The sequence below is a fragment of the Paenibacillus xylanexedens genome, from assembly GCF_007676705.1.
GTDB classification, from domain to species: domain Bacteria; phylum Bacillota; class Bacilli; order Paenibacillales; family Paenibacillaceae; genus Paenibacillus; species Paenibacillus xylanexedens_C.
Map to the genome: position 1 here is coordinate 17,968 of NZ_VEBF01000010.1, position 23,590 is coordinate 41,557.

Annotated in this window: 21 protein-coding genes and 1 riboswitch; of the genes, 7 read left to right on the forward strand and 14 right to left on the reverse strand. The window is 48.1% G+C overall.

Features of this window, described 5'->3' with window-relative positions; all coding sequences use genetic code 11:
• Positions 1–319: 319 nt before the first annotated feature.
• Positions 320–1,003: a type 1 glutamine amidotransferase domain-containing protein gene (locus FS628_RS27850; protein WP_145326326.1), complete on the forward strand. Its 684-nt coding sequence runs from the start codon at positions 320–322 to the stop codon at positions 1,001–1,003.
• 102 nt (positions 1,004–1,105) lie between these two features.
• On the opposite strand, the gene FS628_RS27855 is transcribed toward FS628_RS27850, so the two are convergent.
• The 4 genes from FS628_RS27855 to FS628_RS27870 all read right to left on the reverse strand — a co-directional run bounded on the left by FS628_RS27855 (position 1,106) and on the right by FS628_RS27870 (position 6,450).
• The gene (locus FS628_RS27855; RefSeq protein ID WP_145326327.1) at positions 1,106–2,065 is read right to left on the reverse strand and encodes a 2-keto-3-deoxygluconate permease; all 960 of its coding nucleotides are present in this window, start codon (positions 2,063–2,065) and stop codon (positions 1,106–1,108) included.
• 6 nt (positions 2,066–2,071) lie between these two features.
• The gene (locus FS628_RS27860; protein WP_145326328.1) at positions 2,072–3,529 is read right to left on the reverse strand and encodes a glycoside hydrolase family 1 protein; all 1,458 of its coding nucleotides are present in this window, start codon (positions 3,527–3,529) and stop codon (positions 2,072–2,074) included.
• A 45-nt stretch (positions 3,530–3,574) separates the two neighbouring features.
• Positions 3,575–5,500 (reverse strand): beta-glucoside-specific PTS transporter subunit IIABC, encoded by a 1,926-nt coding sequence (locus tag FS628_RS27865; RefSeq protein ID WP_145326329.1) that lies wholly within the window; start codon positions 5,498–5,500, stop codon positions 3,575–3,577.
• Between the two features lie 125 nt (positions 5,501–5,625).
• Entirely contained in the window at positions 5,626–6,450 is an 825-nt protein-coding gene (locus FS628_RS27870; protein ID WP_145326330.1) for a PRD domain-containing protein, read from the reverse strand.
• A gap of 331 nt (positions 6,451–6,781) precedes the next feature.
• Between FS628_RS27870 and FS628_RS27875 the strand changes: the two genes are divergently transcribed.
• The 5 genes from FS628_RS27875 to csaA all read left to right on the forward strand — a co-directional run bounded on the left by FS628_RS27875 (position 6,782) and on the right by csaA (position 10,308).
• A complete protein-coding gene (locus FS628_RS27875) occupies positions 6,782–7,315 on the forward strand; it encodes an RNA polymerase sigma factor (RefSeq protein ID WP_145326331.1) in 534 nt (177 codons plus the stop codon).
• A complete protein-coding gene (locus FS628_RS27880; RefSeq protein WP_145326332.1) occupies positions 7,299–8,423 on the forward strand; it encodes a DUF4179 domain-containing protein in 1,125 nt (374 codons plus the stop codon). Before FS628_RS27875 ends, FS628_RS27880 begins: the two co-directional genes overlap by 17 nt.
• Before the next feature lie 27 nt (positions 8,424–8,450).
• Positions 8,451–9,029 (forward strand): VanZ family protein, encoded by a 579-nt coding sequence (locus FS628_RS27885; protein ID WP_145326333.1) that lies wholly within the window; start codon positions 8,451–8,453, stop codon positions 9,027–9,029.
• A gap of 204 nt (positions 9,030–9,233) precedes the next feature.
• A complete protein-coding gene (gene udk, locus FS628_RS27890) occupies positions 9,234–9,866 on the forward strand; it encodes a uridine kinase (RefSeq protein WP_017691162.1) in 633 nt (210 codons plus the stop codon).
• Positions 9,867–9,978: 112 nt separating this feature from the next.
• Positions 9,979–10,308 (forward strand): chaperone CsaA, encoded by a 330-nt coding sequence (gene csaA / locus FS628_RS27895; RefSeq protein WP_145326334.1) that lies wholly within the window; start codon positions 9,979–9,981, stop codon positions 10,306–10,308.
• 35 nt (positions 10,309–10,343) lie between these two features.
• Here the strand turns inward: csaA and FS628_RS27900 are convergent, their stop codons facing one another.
• From FS628_RS27900 to FS628_RS27925, 6 genes are all read right to left on the reverse strand, one after another.
• Positions 10,344–11,207: an ABC transporter ATP-binding protein gene (locus FS628_RS27900; protein WP_186328000.1), complete on the reverse strand. Its 864-nt coding sequence runs from the start codon at positions 11,205–11,207 to the stop codon at positions 10,344–10,346.
• Positions 11,197–11,940: an ABC transporter ATP-binding protein gene (locus FS628_RS27905; protein ID WP_222125299.1), complete on the reverse strand. Its 744-nt coding sequence runs from the start codon at positions 11,938–11,940 to the stop codon at positions 11,197–11,199. The genes FS628_RS27900 and FS628_RS27905 overlap by 11 nt, the downstream gene beginning before the upstream one ends.
• 53 nt (positions 11,941–11,993) lie before the next feature.
• Positions 11,994–13,586 carry an ABC transporter substrate-binding protein gene (locus FS628_RS27910; protein ID WP_145326337.1) on the reverse strand — a complete coding sequence of 531 codons (1,593 nt, stop codon included), beginning with the start codon at positions 13,584–13,586 and terminating at the stop codon, positions 11,994–11,996.
• A gap of 14 nt (positions 13,587–13,600) precedes the next feature.
• Positions 13,601–14,434 (reverse strand): nickel transporter permease, encoded by an 834-nt coding sequence (nikC, locus tag FS628_RS27915; RefSeq protein WP_145326338.1) that lies wholly within the window; start codon positions 14,432–14,434, stop codon positions 13,601–13,603.
• Positions 14,435–15,373 (reverse strand): nickel ABC transporter permease, encoded by a 939-nt coding sequence (gene nikB, locus FS628_RS27920; RefSeq protein ID WP_145326339.1) that lies wholly within the window; start codon positions 15,371–15,373, stop codon positions 14,435–14,437.
• A gap of 193 nt (positions 15,374–15,566) precedes the next feature.
• Positions 15,567–15,758: riboswitch (cobalamin riboswitch) on the reverse strand.
• Positions 15,759–15,835: 77 nt separating this feature from the next.
• Positions 15,836–16,663 (reverse strand): AraC family transcriptional regulator, encoded by an 828-nt coding sequence (locus tag FS628_RS27925; RefSeq protein ID WP_145326340.1) that lies wholly within the window; start codon positions 16,661–16,663, stop codon positions 15,836–15,838.
• 202 nt (positions 16,664–16,865) lie between these two features.
• Here FS628_RS27925 and FS628_RS27930 point away from each other — a divergent pair, with 202 nt between their 5' ends.
• A complete protein-coding gene (locus tag FS628_RS27930) occupies positions 16,866–18,167 on the forward strand; it encodes an alpha-glucosidase/alpha-galactosidase (protein ID WP_145326341.1) in 1,302 nt (433 codons plus the stop codon).
• 117 nt (positions 18,168–18,284) lie between these two features.
• On the opposite strand, the gene FS628_RS27935 is transcribed toward FS628_RS27930, so the two are convergent.
• The 4 genes from FS628_RS27935 to kdpC form a co-directional block, all read right to left on the reverse strand.
• Entirely contained in the window at positions 18,285–18,986 is a 702-nt protein-coding gene (locus FS628_RS27935) for a response regulator (protein ID WP_145326342.1), read from the reverse strand.
• A 1-nt stretch (position 18,987) separates the two neighbouring features.
• A complete protein-coding gene (locus tag FS628_RS27940; RefSeq protein ID WP_145326343.1) occupies positions 18,988–20,583 on the reverse strand; it encodes an ATP-binding protein in 1,596 nt (531 codons plus the stop codon).
• Between the two features lie 4 nt (positions 20,584–20,587).
• On the reverse strand, positions 20,588–22,927 hold the full coding sequence (locus tag FS628_RS27945; protein ID WP_145326344.1) for a histidine kinase: 2,340 nt from the start codon (positions 22,925–22,927) through the stop codon (positions 20,588–20,590).
• Between the two features lie 91 nt (positions 22,928–23,018).
• Complete coding sequence (gene kdpC / locus FS628_RS27950; RefSeq protein ID WP_145326345.1) at positions 23,019–23,579, reverse strand: potassium-transporting ATPase subunit KdpC; 561 nt, start codon at positions 23,577–23,579, stop codon at positions 23,019–23,021.
• Positions 23,580–23,590 lie beyond the last annotated feature (11 nt).

Consider the following 23,590-nt stretch of genomic DNA (forward strand, 5'->3'; position numbering starts at 1 on the left):
TGGACATAGACTGCAGACGAAGCATGTCCATCTGTTGGGAATTACTCGCAGCATCAATTTGGGCTTTTCAGCTTTTGAACAGCTGCTTTTCTTTGGCATCTTCCGCCATTCAATCAAATTAACTTCAAATTTGAATTAATGTTGATACACGCCATTATGAATTATTTCTACGCATGAAAGGTCATGCTGGAGATGGATGGAAGGCTCCCTATTTTACTTTAGAAAATGGTTATGTTATATTTAATAATGTATTTTAAACAATTTAATTTTGTAATATTAAATATAAATTATTGATATATACTTACGGGAGGTTTTTTATATGAAAAAGATACTGGTTGTTCTCACAAATGTGGATAAATACGCAACGAAGGACGAGCCCACCGGCTTGTGGCTAAGCGAAGCAACTCACTTTATTGAAGAGTTTGATCACAACGAAAATGTTCAGATCGATCTGGTTAGCCCTAAAGGTGGGAACGTACCTCTTGATCCGAAAAGTCTAGGTGACTCCCTCGATGAGAGCACCAAAGCCTATTTCGAGAACGAAACGTTCATGAACCAATTGAAAAATACGTTGAAACCTAGCGAAGTAAACGCGAGTGACTACGATGCAATCTACTTCACAGGGGGTCACGGTACGATGTGGGATTTCCCGGATAATGCCGAACTTCAAGAGCTTTCTCGTGATATTTATGAAAAAGGTGGCGTTGTATCCGGTGTGTGCCACGGTGTTACAGCCCTGTTGAATGTGAAGCTGTCCAACGGCCTGCTTTTGATCAAAGACAAAACCGTTTCCGGCTTCACGAATGAAGAAGAAGCATTGGTTCAACAAACAGAGTATGTTCCTTTCCTATTGGAAGATGCGTTGAGAGAACGCGCTGCACAATATGATAAAGCTGCTGCATTCAGCTCCTATGTCACAACAGATGGCCGAGTGGTCACAGGACAGAATCCGCAATCCAGCAAAGCTGTAGCGGAAAGTGTTAAACAATTGCTTGGTCTGTAAAATAACTGCTTGATCCCTCTCCTCCCCCAGGAGATCATATAGATGAACATATCAAAACAGCACGTGATCCGTCATGACCTGACAGAGCACGTGCTGTTTTTGCTAATGATTTTCCCGTATAAGAGCTTCCGTCGCTGTTGTTCCAGCCAAACGCTTTACGATGTAAGGCACGGTCACCGACGTCAAGATCACAGCAAATGCAATCTGAGCGATAGCTGTATCCACATAAGGCGCATACGCCGGATTGAATTCGGCAGCCATCGATGGTACCACCATGGACAGTCCAGCAACCGAGCATGTTGCAGCCGCCGCGTAACCGGGCCGTCTTAGTATCGTGCGATCGATTCCAATGAGCGGCAGCATGCAGATCAGCAAAAATATCACCGTGACCAGCAAGCCGGACAGACTGGACTGAAATGCAATACGCAGATCAATATTGGACCCAAAGCTGGTGCCCAGAAAAGGCAGAAGAATCAGTGTTCCCGGAGCGAACATCTTCTGTATATTGCTGTCCAGATTACCAAGCAGTATGCCGATGAAGAAAGGCACCAGCGTAGCAATTATACTGAGGTAATCCATACCGACGCCGCTTGCCGAATTCAATATCATGACCGGAATAACCGGTACAGCGATCAGATTCAGAATGCCAAACGCAGCACGATCCACATCATCTCCGTACGTGTTCATCAGGGCCAGATATAACCCCGGATTGCAACTGGTCAGGACAGCAATGAAGGCTACCGCTGACACACCTCCAACCCCACTGATACCGAAAAAGTGTACAAACGCCCAGCCGAACAGGCAGCTGATGAGGATTCGTGAAATACAGAGCACCCCTGCTCTCTTCAAGGTCACCAGAAGCTGTGACAAGTTAAGCTGTGTCCCTGACACCAGCAAAATCATGCCAATCAACACCATGGTACCTTTCGATGTGAACAGCGCTGTTGTTGGATCTCCGATCTGAAAGAACGATGGAAACACTGTGTTGATGACCGCGGCAGCCAGCATAGGAACAATCAGCAAGCCGCCGGGTATTCTTTTGATACGACCCAGAATATTCATGCTCTATTACAGTTCTGCTCCGTTGGTGCGGATCACATTCTGATACCAGAAGAACGAATCCTTACGATATCTTTCGAGCGTACCATTGCCATAGTCATCCTGATCCACATAGATAAATCCGTACCGTTTGCTCATCTCGGAAGTCCCTGAACTGATCATGTCGATTGGTCCCCACATCGTGTATCCCAACACTTCGACCCCATCGGCAATGGCGAGTCCCATCTGTTCGATATGTTTACTCAGGAAATCAATCCGGTACGGATCGTTGATCGTTCCATCTTCATTTAGCTTATCGTAGAAGCCTGAGCTGTTCTCCAGAATGAAAACTGGTTTTTGATACCGATCATAGACGAGATTAAGCGTATAACGCAGGCCAATGGGATCAATCTGCCAACCCCACTCGTTAGCGGGCAGATGCGGGTTTTTATACACACTGTGTACATTGCCTGCCGTTAGTTCGAGCTGCTCCGTATCACTGCTGGATATCATGGAGTTGTAATACGACATCCCCACGAAATCAGCCGTGTGTGCGCGAATGCTATCCAGATCACCATCCTCGATATTCAGCTGGATCTCCTTGTTTTTGAAATACGTTTTACTATAGTAAGGGTATTCGCCTTTATTAAGCACATCGAGATAGAACTGATTTTTCATCTGATCATCCTGCTGCATCTGAAGTGCATCCTCCGGCTTGCAAGTGTAAGGATACGTTGTAAAATAAGCCACCATACTTCCGATCTGGTTATTCGGATCAATCTCATGAGCCATCTTGGTTGCTCTGGACGCAGCTACAAATTGATGATGCAGCCCTTGGAACAGCATTTCCTCATAATTCGGAGCATCATAATCAATGATTCCCAGCGTCTTGGCCGATGCTTTCACGCTCATGTTGATCTCATTAAAGGTCACCCAATATTTCACTTTACCCTTGTAGCGATTAAACAGCACATCACAATAGTTCACATACAGATCGATCAATTTGCGGTTATACCATCCTCCGAACTTGTCCATCAGTACAATTGGCGTATCAAAGTGACTGATGGTGATCAAGGGCTCCATACCATGTTTTAGACATTCATCAATAACCTGATCATAGAACTCTAATGCCTTTTCATTAGGAGCGGCATCGTCGCCACCTGGAAATACTCTGGCCCATGAAATCGAATAACGAAATACTTTGAAGCCCATCTCGGCGAACAAGGCGATATCCTCACGGAAAGAATGATAGAAATCAATTCCCCGGCGCTTCGGATATTTAACCGTATCCGGGTCATTCCTGGCCTCTTCAATCATCTCCCAATTCACTCTGATCTGCTTGGTCACTTTGCGGTCGTTCTTCTCGTTAAACTTCATCACTTCTGGGATGGTCAGACTCTTGCCGTCCACATTATAAGCTCCCTCGGCCTGACAGGCAGACAATGCACCGCCCCATAAAAAATCTTTTGGAAAATTGGAATTCGTCATTTTAGTTTCCTCCTGTTATTACGTGTTGTGGTCTTATTTCATGTTTTATGGGATCAACTTCATTAGCGCTTCGCTCTCCCGGATCGGTCCGCTGGTCGCGGTAGTCAGCACGTCTCCATACTGTTGCATGTTGGTAACGACAATGGATGTAATGGTGTTATAGCCTGCTGACGTAATGCCTTCTGGATCAAACTCCACCAATAAATCGCCGGCCTTGATTGTTTGTCCCTGTTCGATATGGGCGTTAAAATATTTTCCTTTCAGACTAACGGTATCCACCCCGATATGAATCAGGATCTCGACACCATTCGCTGCCTTCAATCCGATGGCGTGTTTGGTGCGATAAAGCGCCTCGACTACTCCGTCAAATGGAGCGTATACCTTGCCATCTGTCGGAACTATCGCAATACCTTTACCCATTAACTCTTGGGCAAATGCTTGATCTTCCACTTCAGAGATCGGTTTGATCTCTCCTGTCATTGGACTAACGATAAGCATGTCCGAAGAAGTGGATGTCTGTGATGATACTGACTCTGGAGCTACCTCTGTGACAACTGCTGTTGAATTGTCATTTACCTTATTCGTAGCTTGTTGCTGTTTGGCTCCTTCTGTACCTTCCTTGATGCCTGCCATCAAGGTGAACACAAAGCCAAGTACGACAGCTGCAATACAACCAATAACGACATACATGTAACGATCAGATGTATATGTACCAATTGCCAATACACCTGGAAGTGAAATTGCGTTCGCTGTTGTGTGCACCAAGCTGTAGAATCCACCGACTAATCCGCCTGCAAGACAACCTGCGAAAAAGGGACGTTTATATTTGAGCGTTACACCATAGATCGCCGGCTCGGTAATCCCGAACAACGCGGTGAATCCACTCGAAGCAGCTGCCGATTTCATCGTTTTACTCTTTGTCAGGACAAACACACCGAAGGCTGCTCCAGCCTGAGCCAAATTCGCCGCCAGTGCCGTTGGTAACAACACGGTTGCGCCCAGTGTAGCCACTTGTTGAACCTGGATAGGCATGATGGCATAGTGCATACCGAACATAACCATGATCGGTTTGAAAAATCCAAGAATTGCACCAGCAAGAACACCTGCGGTGGAGAACAATGAGTTAATACCATTGGTCAACCAGTCACCAATATATGATCCTACTGGGCCAAGCACGATTAGTTCCACTGGAATCATAATGAACAAAACAATCATTGGGGTAAGCAGGACCTGCAGAAACTTGGGAATCACTCGATTGACGATTGGATACACATAACTCATGATCCATACCGCCAGAATGATGGGAATGACGGAAGATGAATATTTCATCAACAGGATCGGCATGCCAAGAAAATCAATGCTGTTCACACCTGTCTCGGCAATCTGGGACGCAGCGTTCAGAATGATGGGGTGCATTAGCCCCGCAGCAAGTGCTACCGCCAAATAGGGATTGGTTTTGAAACGATTTGCTGCACTAACAGCCAGGAAGAATGGCATGAAGTAGAAAATACAGTCCCCGATCATGTTAATGATCGTCAGAAAGCCTGAACCTTCCAAATAGCCCATGGCAGCTATAACGGTGGCCAAACATTTGATCATCCCGCAACCAACAAGTGCTGGCAGAACAGGCGTAAATATACCTGCAATGGTTTCAAGTACTACATTGACAGGGTTGCGTCTCTTTTTCGGTCCACGATCTGTGGACTCCGCAAGTTCGCCAATCTTGTCAGAAGTCAGATTCTTCACTTCACTGTATACCGCGTCTACTTTGGCACCGATAACAACCTGAATCTGTCCTCCGGAATTTTGTGCCTTAAGCACGCCCTCGAGCTGATCCAGCGCCTTGAGATCTGCTTTGTTATCATCCTTCAATACGAATCTCAAACGGGTTGCACAGTGTGTCAGACCCGATATATTTTGCTCGCCGCCAACAAGCTCAAGTACGTTTTTAGCCAAGTCTTTGTTGTTCATGACCCTTCTCCTCTACATCAACTGAAATGGTTATATAAAAAATGACCAAGCCGGGGAATCGTCATTCCCTACGCTTGGTCATGCCTGATCGAATCAGTAACAGTCCATAATTGTTATGCAATTGGTTAGTTCGAGATTAATCGTTGGATATGCAGAATGAGATATAACTTTTCATCATCAGAACAGGTCCAGCCGTAATTATTTTTCAGAAAATCAGCAATCTTCTCCACACAAGCCAGTTCCTTCGGAAACTTTTCTTTGACCATCAGGAAAAGCGATTCATTCTCATCCTTGAGCGATGTACCGCTCATCTGTCGCATGATGAAATATCTGATATGTGTGGCAAATCGCATAAAGTGAATGGAGTCTTCCTGAAAATCAATTTTGAGAGCATATTTGATCACGGATAGGATCTCGCCCGTCACTGTGGTTACCTTAGTGGTATCCGTCATCTCTCCCGATCCAACCTGCGCATTAACAAAATGCAGAGCAATCAGTGTTGTTTCGGCTGTCGGCAGAGCAATATCCATTTTTTCCTGAATCAGCTTCAGCGCAGCCTCCCCCACCCGGGTCTCGTCCGGATAGAGTGTCCGCACTTCCCATTCCAGCGGATTTTTGATACTGATGCCTTCTCTGGTTCGGGTTAATGCAAAACTGATATGGTCAGACAGGGTGAGAAGCAGGTTCGGGTTAAATTGTTTATTCAAAATCTGACTGCCCAGCTTGATGACTTCCTCAGCGAGATAAATATCCTCAATTGGAATGCTGTTCAGCAGATCATACATACGGATATTCTTCGGTGCTACGAAAATTTTCTCTACCAAGTCCGTCTCTGTCAGCTCGTAAGGCGTTTTCAGAAATCCGACCCCTTTACCTACGACGAATACTTCTTCGTTGTTATCATTAATGGCAATCGCCACATTGTTATTCACTTTCTTAATAACCTTCATTGTCCTCACCCCCCGACGAAAATAAAAAAAGACCGAAAGCGATTACAGTTAAATAATCGAATTCGGTCATGCCTGGTTCGCCCAGTAACAGTCCGTGTTATGAATATATTTATTATTATAGGCCTGTTCTTCAAAAAGTCAATCCGTCAATATCAGGAAAGAATATGCTGTTCTTGACTGAAGGGGACATGTCGTAGGAATACGTCATATATAACAGCATCTTTTTCACTATAAAAAATAATTGTGACCATATAAGCCCACTGGAAGTCTAATTCATGTAAAAACAAACGGGAAGTTGAATCCCTGTAACCCAAGAAAGGAGCTGCTATCCATGGACCCAACCGATCTCATTCATCAGGCGATATCCGGAGATCGCGATGCCTTTATCAGGCTCATCAGAGAAATTGAAAACTCTCTATACAATACGGCAAAATCCATGCTTCGAAAAGAGGAGGATGTAGCTGATGCCATTCAGGAGACGATTCTGAAAGCCTACAAATCACTCCATACGATTCGGGAACCTCACTATTTCAAAACGTGGATATTCCGTATCCTGATTAATGAATGCAACACGCTATTGTCCCGTCGCTCCCTCTCCACGTCCTATGCAGAGGTGCCCGCAAAGCAGGAATCCTCCAGTCCCTTCGATGAGGTAGATATGAGAGAAGCCGTTGATCGGCTTGACGAACAAAAGAGAGTTGTCCTCGTGCTGCATTATTTCGAAGATCTCTCCCTGCGGCAGGTAGCAGAGGCGCTCGATATATCCGAAAGCGCGGTGAAAATGCGATTAAGCCGTGCACGACAGGAGCTGTATCACAAATTCAAAAACTTTCGGGAGGTAAAACTACATGTCAAACCCGTTTAATATCGATCAAGAATTAAGAGAACAGGCGAAGGAGCGACCCGTCATGTCAGAAATTGTGCGCAATCGAATCGATGCCACCCTGGAATCACTGCCGGAAGCAACCATGCTGAATTCAGAACAATCTCGTAATCCTCGTCTTCGTAGAGGTCTGCGTCGTACAGCCGCAGCAACGATTGCAGCGGGAGTGTTAGGTATAACCGTCTTTGCCTCTGGATTTGTGTCTCCTGTCATGGCTGATTCTCTACGCAGCATCCCGCTGGTTGGCAGTCTCTTCAGCTCTATTGAAGCCGATATGGGATTACGCACTGCAGGAGACGAAGGTCTGACGAAATTCGTAAACAGCAATGTATCGTTCAAAGACGTGAAGCTGGAAGTGAAGGAGACCATATATGATGGTACTCGCGCAGCCTTTTTGGTTCATGTCACTGCACCCAACCTGAACAATGGTGAGTATGACAATGGCAAGGACATCGTGAAGCTTAGCGATGGAATGGATAATGTCTTTTTCAACGTTAATGGTACAGACCAGGAGGGCGGCTTATTCTACGGCCCTGCAGGACAAACGCAGCCAGATACATTACTGTTCGAGCAAGTAATCCCCGCTAACCAGGCTGCTGCCGGACTGCCAGATCAGTTCAATGCTGAGGTCACATTCACTTTGCAGGGCATTGATCACGAGTTTAAGCTGAGCATCCCGTTCACAAAAACGACTGAGGATATTCAGCATATTGAACCTAACGTCATCGTCTCCAATGACCTGATTACCGCTTCCGTTACGGAAGCACAGGTTACGCCGATTACAACACGTCTGTCCACGGTGATCTCACTTCATGGTAAGAGCATGCTCACGGCTAAAGATGAAGAACAATTACGAAATATAGGGTTTGCAATTTTCGATGATCAGGGCCGGCAATTGACCGCATTAAATGCGGAGGGCTTGTATGGGGGCAATCAATTAAAATCTGAACGGATCTATGCCACCACACCTGGCGACTCAGCATATTTGGTCGTGAAACCATTTGAGATTGAGGATGATTTTACGGAAGAGATTAAAGATCGGCAGTTCATCAAGGGAATGGACATGAAAATCGAGCTGAATCAACCGTAACCATCTATTCATAAAGGAGTTTTCTTCATGTCCATTCAACATACGGTTGAGTCCATAACTGTACTGGGTCCACTATTTATTCTGTTCCTGATTGCTCTGGTGTTTTACACCAGGGCAAACCAGATCAGGTACACGATAAGGCAGTACATCTCTATCATTACATTTGCTGTATATATTCTGGCAGTTATGCATTTTGTCTTCTTCCCCATCGACGTCAATATTGGTATGTATGCCAATCAGACGCCATGGTACAAAACCATTCAGTTCATTCCCATGCTTACGTTGGATATCCCCAGTTTTGCACTGAATATGCTGTTGTTTATGCCACTCGGCTTCATGCTGCCTCTGATTAGGTCTTCGGCAGACTCGGTGAGAAAAGCTGTGCGGAGCGGATTAATCTTCAGCTTTTCCATCGAAATGCTGCAGCTCATCATCCGGATTACTCTGGGTAATGGCCGTACTACGGACATAAACGATCTGATCGCGAATACAGTCGGCAGCATCATTGGTTATCTCATTTTTCACAGAATTACCAAACTCGCGATAGGCCAGCGGTTCATGATCCCATGGAGGCTACCGAATCGCTTCCTTTCTAAACAATCGTAGGCGAAATCAGTCTCTCTTCCATTCGGATTTAATTCAGGCAAAACATGGTCACTTCCCTCAGATGAAAAAAGTAAAGCGCTGTGGTACAATGAAAGAATTGTGTATTCACAGACAGACATGTGGGTAAAGGTGCTGAAATGATTCTGAATCAGTACACTTTATCCATGTTTATGCTGCCATTCTAGGGAGGCTTATGGAACAACCATGCTCATTATTGGTATCGCCGGAGGAACCGGCTCCGGTAAAACGACGGTAGCTCGCTCCGTCATAGACCGTCTGGGATCAGGTAAGGTTACGTTTATATCCCAAGACAATTATTACAAAGACCAGTCGCAGCTCACACCTGAGCAACGCCGACTCACCAATTACGATCACCCGTTTGCATTCGATAATGATCTGTTGATTGAGCATCTCACCCTGTTGAAAAAAGGCCAAGCGGCGTATGCTCCCGTATATGACTTCACCATAGATAACCGTGCTGCCAATGAGACGGTTGAACTGGCACCGAACCATATTGTCATTGTAGAAGGATTGCATGTGCTGATTGACGAACATCTTCGCAGTCTGATGGACATCAAAGTATTCGTTGATACCGATTCCGATGTGCGGATCCTACGTAGAGTGCTGCGGGACATTGAAGAACGCGGACGCACGATCCAATCCGTGTACAAACAATATCTCGAAACGGTAAAACCAATGCACGATGCTTTTATCGAGCCATCCAAAAAGTATGCTGACATCATTATTCCAGAAGGCGGACATAATGAAGTAGGCATTCAGATGTTATCCATCCTCACCGAGAAATACCTCACCGGAGAGAATTGGAACGGCGCTTAATTTGTTGCAAAGCAACAAAACAAAAAATCCAGGTTACGATACAGCGTAATCTGGATTTTTTGTTGATTTTTCATTTATAATAGTCCCCAATAGTTGAAAGGAGATCTCCCCTATGGCTACTTTTGAAGAGTTTATGCAGCATGACATCCGGGTTGGTACAGTGGTGGAAGCCGAACCCTTCACCAAGGCTCGTATTCCCGCCATTAAAATGACGATCGACTTCGGACCACTTGGTCTTAAACGTTCCAGTGCTCAGATTACCCAACGCTACACGCCTGACATGATGATCGGCAAACAGGTGATAGCTGTAGTTAATTTCCCGCCTCGACGGATTGCCGGTTTTGTCTCTGAAGTACTCGTACTGGGCGGTGTGCCTGGTGAAGGTGATGTTGTCTTGCTCTCACCGGATAGCCCATTACCTAATGGAACACCGATAGCCTGACTTTATTTGGAGTAACGAAAACCCGCACATCGGTGTTATCCTGACAGACTTTCCTGAAGAACCCCCATCCGTCCTTGTTCCTCTTCCTGCTTCTGCGCCTTCATCTTATGCTTCATTTCTCTCACGGACAAAACCGAGGCCATCAGGCTCCGGGTATAGGGATGATTCGCTGAGCTGGTCAGCTGCGAACTTTCTACGATTTCAACGACTTCCCCCTGATACATCACGGCAATTCGATCGCTGACCTGTTGTACCACCGCGAGATCATGCGATATGAAAATAGATGAGATGCCTGTTTCCTTTCTCAACTCCAGCAACAGATCCATGATCTGCTGCTGAATGGAAACATCCAGTGCAGAGGTAGCTTCATCGAACAGGATGATGTCCGGCCGAACACCAATCGCACGGGCAATGACTGCTCTCTGCTGCTCTCCCCCGCTCAGTTCGTGTGGATATTTACCTGCCGTCGCAGCAGACAATCCCACCCGTTCCAACAGCCTGAGCACTTCCTGCTCCGCTTGTTGACCCTTCATTATTTTATAATTAATGAGTGGCTCCCGGATAAAAGCTCCAATCTTCATTCGCGGATTAAAGATAGCCGAAGGCTCCTGGAAGACCATCTGGATCCGCTCTCGTTGAGAGCGTAGCGCCTTTCCGTTCAATCGCGTAATATCCTGCTGACGATAGCGAATCTGTCCTGACGTCACTCGTTCCAGATGGGTTACACATCTAGCCAGTGTGCTCTTCCCGCTACCACTCTCCCCGACAATCCCCAGACATTCTCCCGGATACAGTTCCAAATGAACAGCTTTCAATGCATCAACTGCCCTATGCCCCTTTAACTCGTAGGTTTTGCTCAGATTTCTTAATTCCAGAATTGGTAACTCCTTATGATCCATGAACATTTCCCTCCAATTCAGGTACAGCACTCAGCAGTTTGCGGGTATATTCATGCCGAGGTTCGGATATGACGCGGAAAGTCTCTCCCATTTCAACCAAGGTACCACCCTGCATCACACCAATTCGATCCGCCATATGAGCTGCAACGGCAATGTTATGCGTTACGATGATCATGCCTGTCCCTTGCCGGGAACGAAGCTCGCTCAATCGGTTCATCACTTCATTCTGTGTCGTCACATCCAATGCACTCGTCGGCTCATCTGCAAGTAAGAGTTCAGGTTCCATCGTCACCGCCATAGCTATCGCCGTTCGTTGTTTCATCCCCCCACTCAGCTGCGAGGGATAGGCACGCATGATTCGTTCCGGATCATCCAATCCCATGTCCGAGAGCATATTCACAGCCATGGCTTGAGCTGCTTTTCTGGATACAGTGAAATGAGTACGAATTGCTTCGATATATTGACTACCGATGCTGCAAATCGGATTAAGATACGAACCACTATCCTGAAACACAATGGCAATCCGCTTCCCACGCACTCCACCCCAATCCAACCGCGACTCACGTAGAAGCGCTTTTTCCTGAAAAGAGATCTCTCCCCCGGTGTATCGGCCACCTTCTGGAAGCAGGCCAAGCAAGGCCCGAATCAGGGTTGACTTTCCGCTGCCACTTTCACCTACAATCCCGATAATCTCCCTCTTATTCATGGAGAAGGACAAATCCCGCAGAGCCATAGAATCATCCTTATAAGTTACGGAAAGGTCGTTGACACTAAGCAAGGGCTTCATTACTGTCCAACCTTAATATTACGATCCAGCAGATAGAAATCGATGGGATACATCGTCGCACCTTGCACGTTGCTTTTACTCACAATATTAATCGGGGTATAGGTCAAAAACATATATGCTGCATCGTCCAGAATCATCTGCTGGGCCTCAGCTGCGAGGGCATACCTTTTCTCCACGTCAAACTCAGAGTGAAGGCGAGTAATTACTTCATCCAGCTTCGGATTGCTATATCCGCCCACATTCCATTCCGCGCCCGTCATAAAGTAGAAATCCAGAATATACTGCGGGTCACCCGTGATGCCTGTATTGATACTTGTTAAAGCCAGATCGTAATTTCCGCTCTTCTGATGATCGGTCAGATCCTCATAAGAGGTCATATCCAACTGAACGCCAATCTCTTTAAGCTGGGACTGCATCGCAGCAGCCACAATTGAATCGGACTCGTAAGAGGAGTTGAGAATCAGCTGTAACGACAGCTTCTTTCCTTCTTTTTCACGAATGCCATCGCCATCTGTATCCTTGAAACCAGCCCCATCCAGCAACTGTTTAGCTTTCTCCGGGTCGTAATCATATCCTTTGATCTTGTCATAGCCAAAAGGCAGAGCTGATGTGAATGGTCCTTTGGCTGCCTGACCGCCCACCAGTGTATTCGCGTACATCTCCCGGTCAATACCATAAGAGATCGCACGGCGAACCTCCGGATCACTCAGCAGCGGATTGGTTGTGTTGAACCATACGAATTGGGTACGCAGGCTGGGAATTTCGTCAATGGTGTATTGACTCTTGTCCTGGAATAATGCCAGACTGCTGCGTCCCACGTTACTTGCTACATCAATCTCTCCTGACTGCAGGGCAAGGGCGCGCGTGCTGTCATCCTTGATGTATTTCAACGTCAATGTGTCGACATCTGCCGCGCCGCCCCAATACCCGTCATACTTCTTCACCTGGATTTCCTGATCCGGCGTATATCCTGTCACCATAAAAGGCCCGGTAGCAATAGGCTCGCTCTTGAATTTGGATGTATCTGCACTCGTATCCACTATGATAAACAGTGGCTCGGCAATATTACCAAGCAGGGACGCATAAGGCTCTGTCGTCTTGATCGTCAGATCTTGTCCCTCAGCAGTCATCGAGGCCACTGGCACAGTCGCTTGTCCTCTTTCGTTTAGCTCAATGGAGCGTTCAATCGATTTTTTTACTGCATCTGCGGTTACCTTATTTCCATTATGGAAAGTTACACCCTCCCGAATATGAAAATGCCAAGTCGTGTCATCAACACGTTCCCACGTGTCTGCAATTTTAGGAACCAGCTTCATATTCTCGTCAAACTGAATCAGTGTCTCACCAATTGCTGCACGCGTAAGCGTCCAACCGTTCCATTCCTCTGCCGGGTCCAGATTGCTTCCAAGCCAGAACAGGGCCACATTCAGATGAGTTGGTGCGCTTGCAGTCTCATTGTCGGTAGCCACCGACTTTCCCGTTGCATCAGACGAGGTCGATGGATTATTGGTGGTGCCACAAGCTGCAAGCAAGAACACAACGAACATGGATATGATGGTGAGCAGGATCGATTTTGGAAAATTCCTCTTCATTCTGGTTCCTCCAGTTAAGTTGTATTTTTCTTGGGATCAAGCACGTCTCGCAGGCTGTCTCCCAGTAAATTAAAAATAATAACAGTGCTAAATATCGCCAGGCCCGGATATATCAACAGCCAAGGCGCAGTCTGCAGGTATCTTCTGCCTTCATTCAACATAGCACCCCACTCGGGGTTCGGTGGCTGCGCACCGAGTCCGAGAAAAGATAACCCCGAGATGGACAGCATCATGCCACCCACATCCATCATCGCCATGACGATGAGTGGTGACATCATATTGGGCAGGATCGTCCTGCCAATGATCTGTATCTTACGTGCTCCGCTGAAAGCAGCGGCAGCGACATATTCCTTTTGCTGAAGGGAAATCACCAGGCTTCTGGCCATCCGTGCATACTTCGCCCACCAGACAACCGACAGTGCCAGCACCGTATTGAACAATCCCGGCCCAAGCATCCCCACCACAGCGATCGCAAAAATCAGGCCCGGAAATGCCATTAGTGTGTCGGACAACCGCATGAGAATCGTATCCGTCACACCTCGAGCGAAACCGGCGATAACTCCAATCGCTACACCGAGTACAAATACAATGCCAATCATCATAAAGGTAAGCAGCAGCGAGGTTCGCGCTCCGTATAGCAGACGGGACAATACACAGCGACCTAGCTGATCGGTTCCGAGTGGATATTCGGCGCTGGATGGCTGCAACACTTTGGCAAAATTCGTTGCAAGTGGGTCGTGTGGTGCGAGCAGCGGCGCAACCATGGCGAGAATAATCCAGAAGACGGTTAGAGATAACAGGAATGTGAACCAGCGATTTTGTAGTAATACAAGTCTGAAGGCTCTCATCTATACATCCACATCCAGTCGGATTCGAGGATCACGAAGATGTGTCCATACATCAACCAGCAGATTCAGTGTGACATATATGATCGCCATCCAGATGACATACCCCTGAATCAGCGGATAATCCCGTGTGAAAATGGCATCTACTGCCATCTGACCAACGCCAGGCCATACAAATAAACTTTCCACAATCGCTGCACCACCTAACAAAGCACCTGTCGTCATACCCATAAGGGTAACGATCGGCAGCAGGGCATTGGGGAGAATATGACGCAAAATAATGATCGACTCCTTCACACCTCTGGATCTTGCTCCGATCACATAGTTCTGGCTTGTCTCCTCAAGCAGGACCGTACGAATCTGTCTGCTGTACTGGGCAACAAGTGGAATCGCGAGTGTACATGCAGGCAGAATCAGACTGTTCCAGCCGGAATTGCCCATCACTGGCAGCAGCTTCAGCTGTACGCCGAAGACCAACATGAGCAACATACCCAACCAGAAGCTGGGCATCGATAATCCGGCAAAAGAGAACAAACGAATAACAAAATCCAGCCATTTATTACGATAGACAGCCGACAACATCCCCAATGGAAAGGAAACCAGAATAACCAGAATCATAGCGCTTCCTGTTAGCCAAAGCGTTGCCGGGAGCCGTGCCATCAGCACGTCCAGTACTGGACGATTGTATTTATACGACGTACCAAAATCTCCGGTCACCACCTGTCCCAGCCATGTCCCGTATCGATAGAGAAAAGGCTCGTCCAATCCAAGCTCTGACCTCACCTGCCTGACCAGTTCATCGGATGGCGTTACCCCTGTAGACATGAGCATAAGTCTGGCTGGATCCCCAGGAGACAGATAGGTTAGCAGGAATGTCAGAAACGTGATGCCGAACAATACGACAACCAGTTGTAATAAACGCTTAACGATATATCTGGTCAAGTGCTCAAACGTCCTTCCCCAAAACTTTATGTATGTGCCATGATGCTCTCCGTCCACAGCTCCGCTGAAAACGTATAAATTCTATCAAAAAAGGCGTCCCTCTCCGTGTTACTGGATGAGGACGCCTTAAATAAACAGATTTTCAGAAAAAATCATGCTCTCTAAACACCTTCCTATCTCCCGTAGGGTACTACTGTGTTTGTTAAACCTGGCAGGTCTCCTGGCTCCAGAATCATGGTCATTGCAGCTCCTTCCCGGTCTAAACCAGTGGATTATCGCTACTTGACTCCTCTGTTACAGTGGCGGGACCGCGCCGGTATTACACCGGACTTCCCTATTAAGCTTTCACCCTGACGGGCGAAGCACCAAGTTCCACATATTCAATTGCACTTCTGTATCAGTATAGCGGGACGACGATTAATGATCAAAACTTTTCTTTCAAATTTGAAACACTGGATACGTCTAACCGCGAATTCTCGAACCCTTCGGAGACACACCCGTCACACGCTTAAACATCTTGGAAAATAATAATGGGTCCGTATAACCCACCGAATGGGCTACTTCACTAACGGAAAGTCCGGGGTTCTGAAGAAGATCGGCAGCACGATTCATACGGTACTCCAGAAAAAATGACTGTAGCGACTTGCCGTATCGTTCCTTGAACAATCCCGACAGATATGTGCGGTCCAGCCCCACGGCGTGGGCAATATCCAGAATGGAGGTCCGCTGGCTGTACCTGTTCTCCATAAACTGAACTGCCTGCCTGATGTACTCTTCTTTGTTCGAATGAAGCTGTCCCTCCTCTTCCTCAACCGGTGACGATGAGATCAACTCCGCTATCAGGCGGTACAAGAGACTCTGGTTCATCACATCCCCTCCCGAATACGTGGAGGCCTGAACCATTTCTGAGTACAGGCGCTCCATTGTATTCGTATCACGGGCATCATACACTGGATGCTCCAGGCTCAATCGGGCACGTTGCATGAATGCCTTGGCTTGCACACCTTTGAATCCAAACCACGAATACGTCCAGGGATCCTTTGGATCTGCCTCATAATGAATAAGCGTGTCCGGCAGTATGACAAAGCCCTGTCCCTGAGTCAACTTGTATTCTTGGTCACCCATGTAAACGATCCCCCGTCCTTCATGGATGTAGTGCACAATGTAAGAATCACGTACACCCGGTCCCCAATAATGCGCAGGGTCACATGCCTCCCACCCGAAAAACAACAAAATCAGCTCCATCTGTGTCCAGCCTGCGGGAACCACATTCATCTCAATGCGACTCATTTTTCGCCCTCCATCCTGACTTCGTTCCGCTTACCTCTTCATTCAATCTATTTATATTATAACAGCTAAAGTGCTTCCATATTAGTTGAAAGCGGGAACAAAAATGGGATTATGACATGTTTGAAAGGGGTTGAGCCATAGTTATATGCGCCGAATCGGCCTATAGTTGGGGTACAACATTTTTCAGGGAGGCTAAACTTAAATGAATAAAATTACGTTCCTCGGTGCAGGCAGCACCGTCTTTGTTAAAAATGTATTGGGTGATGTCATGATGACCGAAGCACTGCAAGATTTTGAGCTGGCATTGTTCGATATCGATGCTGAACGCTTGAGCGACTCAGAGCGTTTGCTGACCAGTCTGGCCCGTTCGATTGGAAGTCGTTGTGTCATTAACGTATATCATGACCGCAAAGAAGCGCTTCGCGGAGCGAAATATGTCATCAATGCCATTCAGGTGGGTGGGTATGATCCATGCACCATTACGGACTTCGAAATTCCGAAGAAATACGGACTGCGTCAAACGATTGCAGACACACTCGGTATCGGCGGAATTTTCCGTAACTTGCGGACGATTCCGGTCATGCTGGATTTTGCCCGGGATATGCAGGAAGTATGTCCGGATGCATGGTTCCTGAACTATACCAACCCGATGGCCGTGCTTACCAACGTCATGAACGTACATGGTGGGATCAAAACCGTAGGATTGTGTCATAGTGTGCAGGTGTGTGTACCGCATCTGTTTGATGCACTGGGGATCGATCAGACGGGTGTCGTAGCCAAAATTGCAGGCATCAACCACATGGCATGGCTGCTCGAAGTCACAAAAGACGGACAGGATCTGTACCCCGAGATCAAACGTCTGGCGAAGGAGAAACAGAAGGAACAGCATGATGACATGGTTCGTTATGAACTGATGCAGCGTTTTGGCTATTATGTAACGGAGTCCTCCGAGCACAATGCTGAGTACCACCCTTACTTCATCAAACGGAATTACCCGGAGCTAATCAAACGCTTCAACATTCCACTGGATGAGTACCCACGCCGCTGTGTGAACCAGATTGAAGGCTGGAAAGAGATGCGTACCAAACTGTTTGCCAGCGAAAATATTGAACATACCCGCAGTCGGGAATACGCATCGCATATTATGGAGGCTATGGAGACGAACCAACCTTACAAAATTGGCGGCAACGTCATGAACAACGGACTGATTACGAATCTGCCGCGCGAGGCATGTGTTGAGGTACCTTGTCTGGTCGATGGCTCAGGAATAAGCCCTACGTACATTGGTGATCTGCCTCCACAACTCGCGGCATTGAACCGGACAAACATCAACACTCAACTGCTGACGATTGAAGCAGCAATCACTGGCAAAAAGGAGCATATCTATCATGCCGCCATGCTTGATCCTCACACGGCTGCGGAGCTGTCTATCGATGACATCGTAGCGATGTGTGATGAGTTGATTGAGGCTCACGGTGACTGGTTGCCAAAATACACGTCATAATATAAAAGCACCGTTTCCTTTGCAGCTGAAGGGGGCGGTGTTTTTGTTCGTTTCATAGCGCTCATCTGCTGAGGCGTGCATCGCATCTCTTATAATAACGCCACGCACACTTAAACCTTATTCGGCAGGGAGCAAAAAGCGATAACCAATGCCCGGCTCCGTCTGAATATATCGGGGATTCGCCGGATCTTCCTTTAATTTTTTACGCAGATGTCCCACATATACCCGGAGGTAATGACTGTCAGACTCATGATGATGCCCTCCCCATACTTGCTGCAAAAGCTGACGCTGGGTGATGATCTTTCCCGCATTGGAAGCGAGCACCTTCAGCATCTCATATTCCGTTGGGGTTAATTTGACCAAAGTTCCCTCCAGTTCGACTTGCCTTTGGGCCAGATCAATCGTAAGTGATCCGAAGCGCAATATGGGCTCATCTGTCGTTTTGGCTACATGACGCAGCGCAACCCGAATACGAGCGATCAACTCACCCATCCCGAAGGGTTTCGTCACATAATCATCTGCACCACCATCCAGCGCAGAAATTTTATCTCCCTCCTGATCCTTCGCTGTCAACACGATAATCGGCACCTGTGACCATTCACGAATCCGGCGAAGCACCTCCATACCGGACATGCCCGGCAAACCGAGATCAAGGATGATCAGATCCGGATGTACAATGCTGGCCTGAATGACACCCTCTTCGCCATCCCCGCACTCGTGGAGTTCGAATTGGTGTGCCTGAAGGGTGACCTTGAGCAATTTGCGAATCTGCGGCTCATCATCGATCACCAGTATGCGAGCCCCTAGTGGTGCGTTCATGTTATTCTTCAACCTCTCCTTGTTCTGAATAGGGAAACCGTGGTCCGTGAGCCTCCATGGGGATATCTATGCGCATTTTCGTTCCGCCACCCGAATTCGGCTCTGCTACAATAGTACCTCCGTGGACTTCCACAATGCCTTTGCAGATGGCCAGACCAAGCCCCGTCCCTGTGACATGCTGAGTAGACTCTGAGCGATAGAACTTATCAAATATACGTGTTCTTTCTGCTTCCGGTATACCGATGCCTTGATCAGCGACCATAATCGTCAATTGACTCGGACTTCTATCACTCGCCACAATGATGACAATCAGGCTCTCATCGGGTGAATATTTGATGGCGTTGCTGACAATATTGACCAGCATCTGCTGCAGCAATACTTCATCTCCGTAAATGAACACCGGATCATCAGGAAGCTCAACTTGAATGTTGCGATGCGGACTGAATTCCCGAACCTGTGTCAGTACGACGCTGATTATATCTTCCACGTCACACCATTTCCGATTGAGTTGCAACATGCCGCTCTCCAGCCGAACCATGCCTAACAGATTTGTGACGAGACGATTCATACGCATGGCCCCATCCCGAATGTTGCCTGTTAATTCTCTCCGATCCTCGGGTGTAAAAAGAGTATCATTCTCCAACAATCCCGTAGCCGAGCCGATAATGGCGGTTAGGGGAGTACGCAATTCATGAGAAACAGAGTCCAGCAGCGCTGTGCGTATGCGCTCCGATTCGGCAGTGATCTGTGCCAATCGGGCCTCTTCCGCCAGCTTCACTCGGGCAATAGCACCTGCGGCCAGTCCACCGCATGCCTCCAACAGACGAAGCTGTTCTTGCTGCTCATGAACCTCACCAGCGTCCATACTCACAGCGAGCACGCCATGAATCTGCTCCTCTGTGCGTAGCGGTACGTAAAGTCCGGTAGATTCCCTCAAAGTGGATGATCCCTTACCGGTGATCTTTCCGTGAAGATATACCCATTTGGCAATGGCAATCTCCGACTCTCCATCCCCCCACCCATCCTTCTCCCCTTCTGATGCGGATGCGGAAGAGTTTGTAACCATCAGATCACCCTGTTTATCCGGAAGATACACAGCCGTCGGCTTACCCAGGGTAAGCGATACTTGGGTCGCAATATTAACCAGCAACGTATTCAGATCCGTAATGGCTGTCATCTGACGACTCAATGCGTACAGAGAGTTAGTCGTGGCCTCACGTGCTTTTACCATCTCCAGCTGTTGTCGCAATCGACCTGCAAGACTGGCTGTCAGGATCGCCACCGCAAGATACACGACAAAGGAGATGAGATATCTCAGATCTTCAACCGTAAAGCTCAGATATGGTGGTACAAAAAAGAAGTCAAACATAATGACGCTAAAACTCGCGGCATATATAGCTGGCCCCATTCCCCAATACACGGCACTCACCAGTACGGGAAATAGGTATATCAGCGCTACATTAACCAAATCACCACTCATGCCGATGGGATGAAGCAGCAAGGTTAACAGCGTCACCCCGAGGGTCACCCATACATATGCCGGAACCCGTTTCCCATGGGATGCCCGCGTTTCTTTTTTTATTCGTTCAGACAACATCCATTCACATCCCGCTCAGTTCATAATCGTAATCTGCAACGATCAATATATCCAGATGCCGCGACAAGCGTACAAGTCGGTTGACCACCGAGCCTGAGCCGCGATAGCCATTCAGCCACCATACCCGTCTTGCCTGCCCGACCACCAACTGGGTTACTCGCGCCTCGGATGCCTTCCTTGCCAAAATCCCAGGTACATCCCGCAGCTTTGGACTGTGGTGGATGTGAAATTGACCGCCAAGCCGAATCGTCAGCTGTTCCAAGGCTTCCAGATGGCATTTCACTTCGTCACTCATGGACTCACCGATGTGGATATGATGTACATGCCAGATGGCTTTTAGACGATAAGCCATACGGAATCCACGTCGGATCAGCCGCTCGGCATGACGATCACTGCTTACACATACGAAGACTGCTTCCTGTCTGCGCCAAGGTCCTCGAAGTGCGATTTTGGCCTGCTGTGCTTCAAGCCGTTCATCCACATCGTCCGCCAGTTCACGAAGGGCAAGTTCTCGCAAGGCAATCAGATTACCGATTTTGAAGAAATTCGCAAGGGCTTGCTCGACCTTGGCAGTTGCATAGATTTTACCCTCCCTCATGCGCTGCCGCAAGGCCTGAGGCGCCACATCAATCAACTGCACCTCATCCGCCATCTGAATGATCCGATCGGGTACGGTCTCGCGGACACGAACACCTGTAATATGTTCAACGGCATCATTCAGACTTTCGAGATGCTGTACGTTCATTGTGGTAATCACCGAGATGCCTGCATTCAGCAGGAGCAGAACATCTTCATAACGCTTTTGCCTAACACTCCCGGGTACATTCGTATGCGCCAGTTCATCCACAAGCACCACTTCTGGGCAAAGATGCAGAATGGCCTCCGTGTCCATCTCTTCCAGACGAGTTCCCTGATAAACGCGTTGCGCGCGAGGGATCACAGACAGGTGGCCCATCTGCTCCACGGTTTCCGCCCTCCCATGTGTCTCCAGCAAGCCGATCTGCACACCGATGCCCTTGCGGAGCAAATCATTGCCTTCCCGAAGCATCATGTAGGTTTTGCCTACACCTGGTGCAGCTCCGATATATATTTTGAATGTGCCGCGCTGAATCTGACCAATCTGTTCCTTCATTTCCTGCTCGCTTAGTCTGCGGTATGTCAGCGACTCCACATCGTTAACCTTAGCCGGAACCACACGTTCACCCTCCCGGGCAGCTCGATCAGCAACCAGGAACAGGTCGACACCACGTAATCTGCGCAGCAACGAGTTAACAACGGACCCTTGCCACAGTTCCTGCCAGCGCGTACGCCGGGAGTGTCCCATCACAATGCGGGTAATCTGGTGCTCCATTGCGTAACGCGCCAGCGTAGACGGGATGTTGCGACGGTGTAATATAGACAACTCCTCCATATGTCCGCCAAACTTCTCTACCAGCTTGATCATATTGCGCCGAAATACGGTTGCCTCCTTGGTTAATGGCTGCTTCATATTCCGGAAAACAACGGCGCACAAATCACCATTCAGCCGTTTGGCAATCTGTTGCCCACGCCGGATATAGATGGAGCCGTTCCAATGATATTGCGTGGACACCAGAATCCGCTCCATGATGCCTGTCGTGACGGTAATTCCCATCTCCTCCCGATGCTCACGCAGGGATTCATTCACCCCTTCCGCAACCAATCTCAGGGCCAGTTCGCGCAGAATACCCAGATTGCCTTGACGAAATACAGCTTCACCCTCATGTCCCTGCAAATGACCCTCTGCAAGACGGTTCAGTATCGTTTCCGGCGTGACGTCTATCAGCTTCACTTCATCCGCAAGCTCCAATGTATCGGCAGGCACCGTATATTCTGCTGCGATCCCCGTAAGTTGTCGTGCCAGCTCGGTATACCCTTCCAGCTCATACACATTCACCGTTGTCATGACACTGATGTTGTTTCGGAGCAAGAACTGAATGTCCTCCAGCCGGGTAGCATAGCGAGCGCCTTCTCTGTTGCGATGTGCCAAACCATCCACCAGCACAACCTCCGGATTACGCGCCATTAGTGCATCCAAGTTCAGATCCTTCATCTCTACATCATCACTCTGGCGCAACCAGTGAATGCTTGGAATCCTTTCGAGTGCGCCAAGTTGCTCCACCGTTTCCGGTCTGCGCATCGTGGACACGGCACAGATGACCACATCAATGCCCTGTTGGCGTAACGTGTTCCCTTCCCGCAGCATGTGATACGTTTTGCCCGATCCGCTGACTGGGCCGATGTAGATTTTGAGCGTACCCTGCTGCAGCTTCGTAATCATCTTCAGCATCTCTTCCGGTGACTTGCGCTTGAAGCTGTCTTCCATCCGTCCTCTCCCCCTTTCTTATTAAAATATGAAGAAAAAAATGGAGAAAGCCCCTCCCGATATATCGTGAGCAGGCTAATACATTCGTCCTTTATTTCAGTTCTGCTGTCAGCGCCAGATTCAGAGCCGTTACATTCACACGCGGCTCCCCGAATATACCCATCTGACGGCCTTCCGTATGCTCATTTACAATTTGCATGAGCTGCTGTTCACTAATTCCCGTAGCTTCGCTAATGCGCGGGATCTGCACCTCAGCAGCTTCAGGAGACAGATCCGGGTCAAGTCCCGAACCTGAACCCGTCACGAGATCAGCGGGGATCTGCTGCAGTCCCGGGTTTCCCTGTCTAAGCTGAGCAATCTTTTCCTTCATCTCGCTGATATACTCCTCTGAAGCTACGGCGCGATTCGAACCGGCTGAAGCCGTTGGGTCATAACTGGCATTCGATGCCCGGGGCTGGAACAGCCCCGGCGATTGTATTTCCTGCGCCAGCAGTGACGAGCCGATGATTTTCTCATCTTGCGTAATCAGACTTCCATTCGCCTGCGCAGGAAAGAGAAGCTGGGCTACGCCAGTCGTTACGAGCGGGTAGATTAGGCCGCAGATCAGCATAAGTACGACGGATAACCGAATAGCGGGCAAGAACATGTTCATACAGATCACTT

Coding starts and splice junctions, on each gene's coding strand:
- FS628_RS27880 (WP_145326332.1), top strand. CDS start 7,299: ATGTCAAACCCGTTTAATATCGATCAAGAATTAAGAGAACAGGCGAAG.
- FS628_RS27865 (WP_145326329.1), bottom strand. CDS start 5,500: ATGAACAACAAAGACTTGGCTAAAAACGTACTTGAGCTTGTTGGCGGC.
- FS628_RS27945 (WP_145326344.1), bottom strand. CDS start 22,927: ATGGAAGACAGCTTCAAGCGCAAGTCACCGGAAGAGATGCTGAAGATG.
- kdpC (WP_145326345.1), bottom strand. CDS start 23,579: ATGAACATGTTCTTGCCCGCTATTCGGTTATCCGTCGTACTTATGCTG.
- FS628_RS27900 (WP_186328000.1), bottom strand. CDS start 11,207: ATGGATCATAAGGAGTTACCAATTCTGGAATTAAGAAATCTGAGCAAA.
- FS628_RS27860 (WP_145326328.1), bottom strand. CDS start 3,529: ATGACGAATTCCAATTTTCCAAAAGATTTTTTATGGGGCGGTGCATTG.
- FS628_RS27875 (WP_145326331.1), top strand. CDS start 6,782: ATGGACCCAACCGATCTCATTCATCAGGCGATATCCGGAGATCGCGAT.
- FS628_RS27925 (WP_145326340.1), bottom strand. CDS start 16,663: ATGAGTCGCATTGAGATGAATGTGGTTCCCGCAGGCTGGACACAGATG.
- FS628_RS27940 (WP_145326343.1), bottom strand. CDS start 20,583: ATGTTGTCTGAACGAATAAAAAAAGAAACGCGGGCATCCCATGGGAAA.
- FS628_RS27885 (WP_145326333.1), top strand. CDS start 8,451: ATGTCCATTCAACATACGGTTGAGTCCATAACTGTACTGGGTCCACTA.
- FS628_RS27870 (WP_145326330.1), bottom strand. CDS start 6,450: ATGAAGGTTATTAAGAAAGTGAATAACAATGTGGCGATTGCCATTAAT.
- FS628_RS27905 (WP_222125299.1), bottom strand. CDS start 11,940: ATGGCTCTGCGGGATTTGTCCTTCTCCATGAATAAGAGGGAGATTATC.
- FS628_RS27850 (WP_145326326.1), top strand. CDS start 320: ATGAAAAAGATACTGGTTGTTCTCACAAATGTGGATAAATACGCAACG.
- FS628_RS27930 (WP_145326341.1), top strand. CDS start 16,866: ATGAATAAAATTACGTTCCTCGGTGCAGGCAGCACCGTCTTTGTTAAA.
- nikC (WP_145326338.1), bottom strand. CDS start 14,434: ATGAGAGCCTTCAGACTTGTATTACTACAAAATCGCTGGTTCACATTC.
- csaA (WP_145326334.1), top strand. CDS start 9,979: ATGGCTACTTTTGAAGAGTTTATGCAGCATGACATCCGGGTTGGTACA.
- udk (WP_017691162.1), top strand. CDS start 9,234: ATGCTCATTATTGGTATCGCCGGAGGAACCGGCTCCGGTAAAACGACG.
- FS628_RS27855 (WP_145326327.1), bottom strand. CDS start 2,065: ATGAATATTCTGGGTCGTATCAAAAGAATACCCGGCGGCTTGCTGATT.
- FS628_RS27935 (WP_145326342.1), bottom strand. CDS start 18,986: ATGAACGCACCACTAGGGGCTCGCATACTGGTGATCGATGATGAGCCG.
- FS628_RS27910 (WP_145326337.1), bottom strand. CDS start 13,586: ATGAAGAGGAATTTTCCAAAATCGATCCTGCTCACCATCATATCCATG.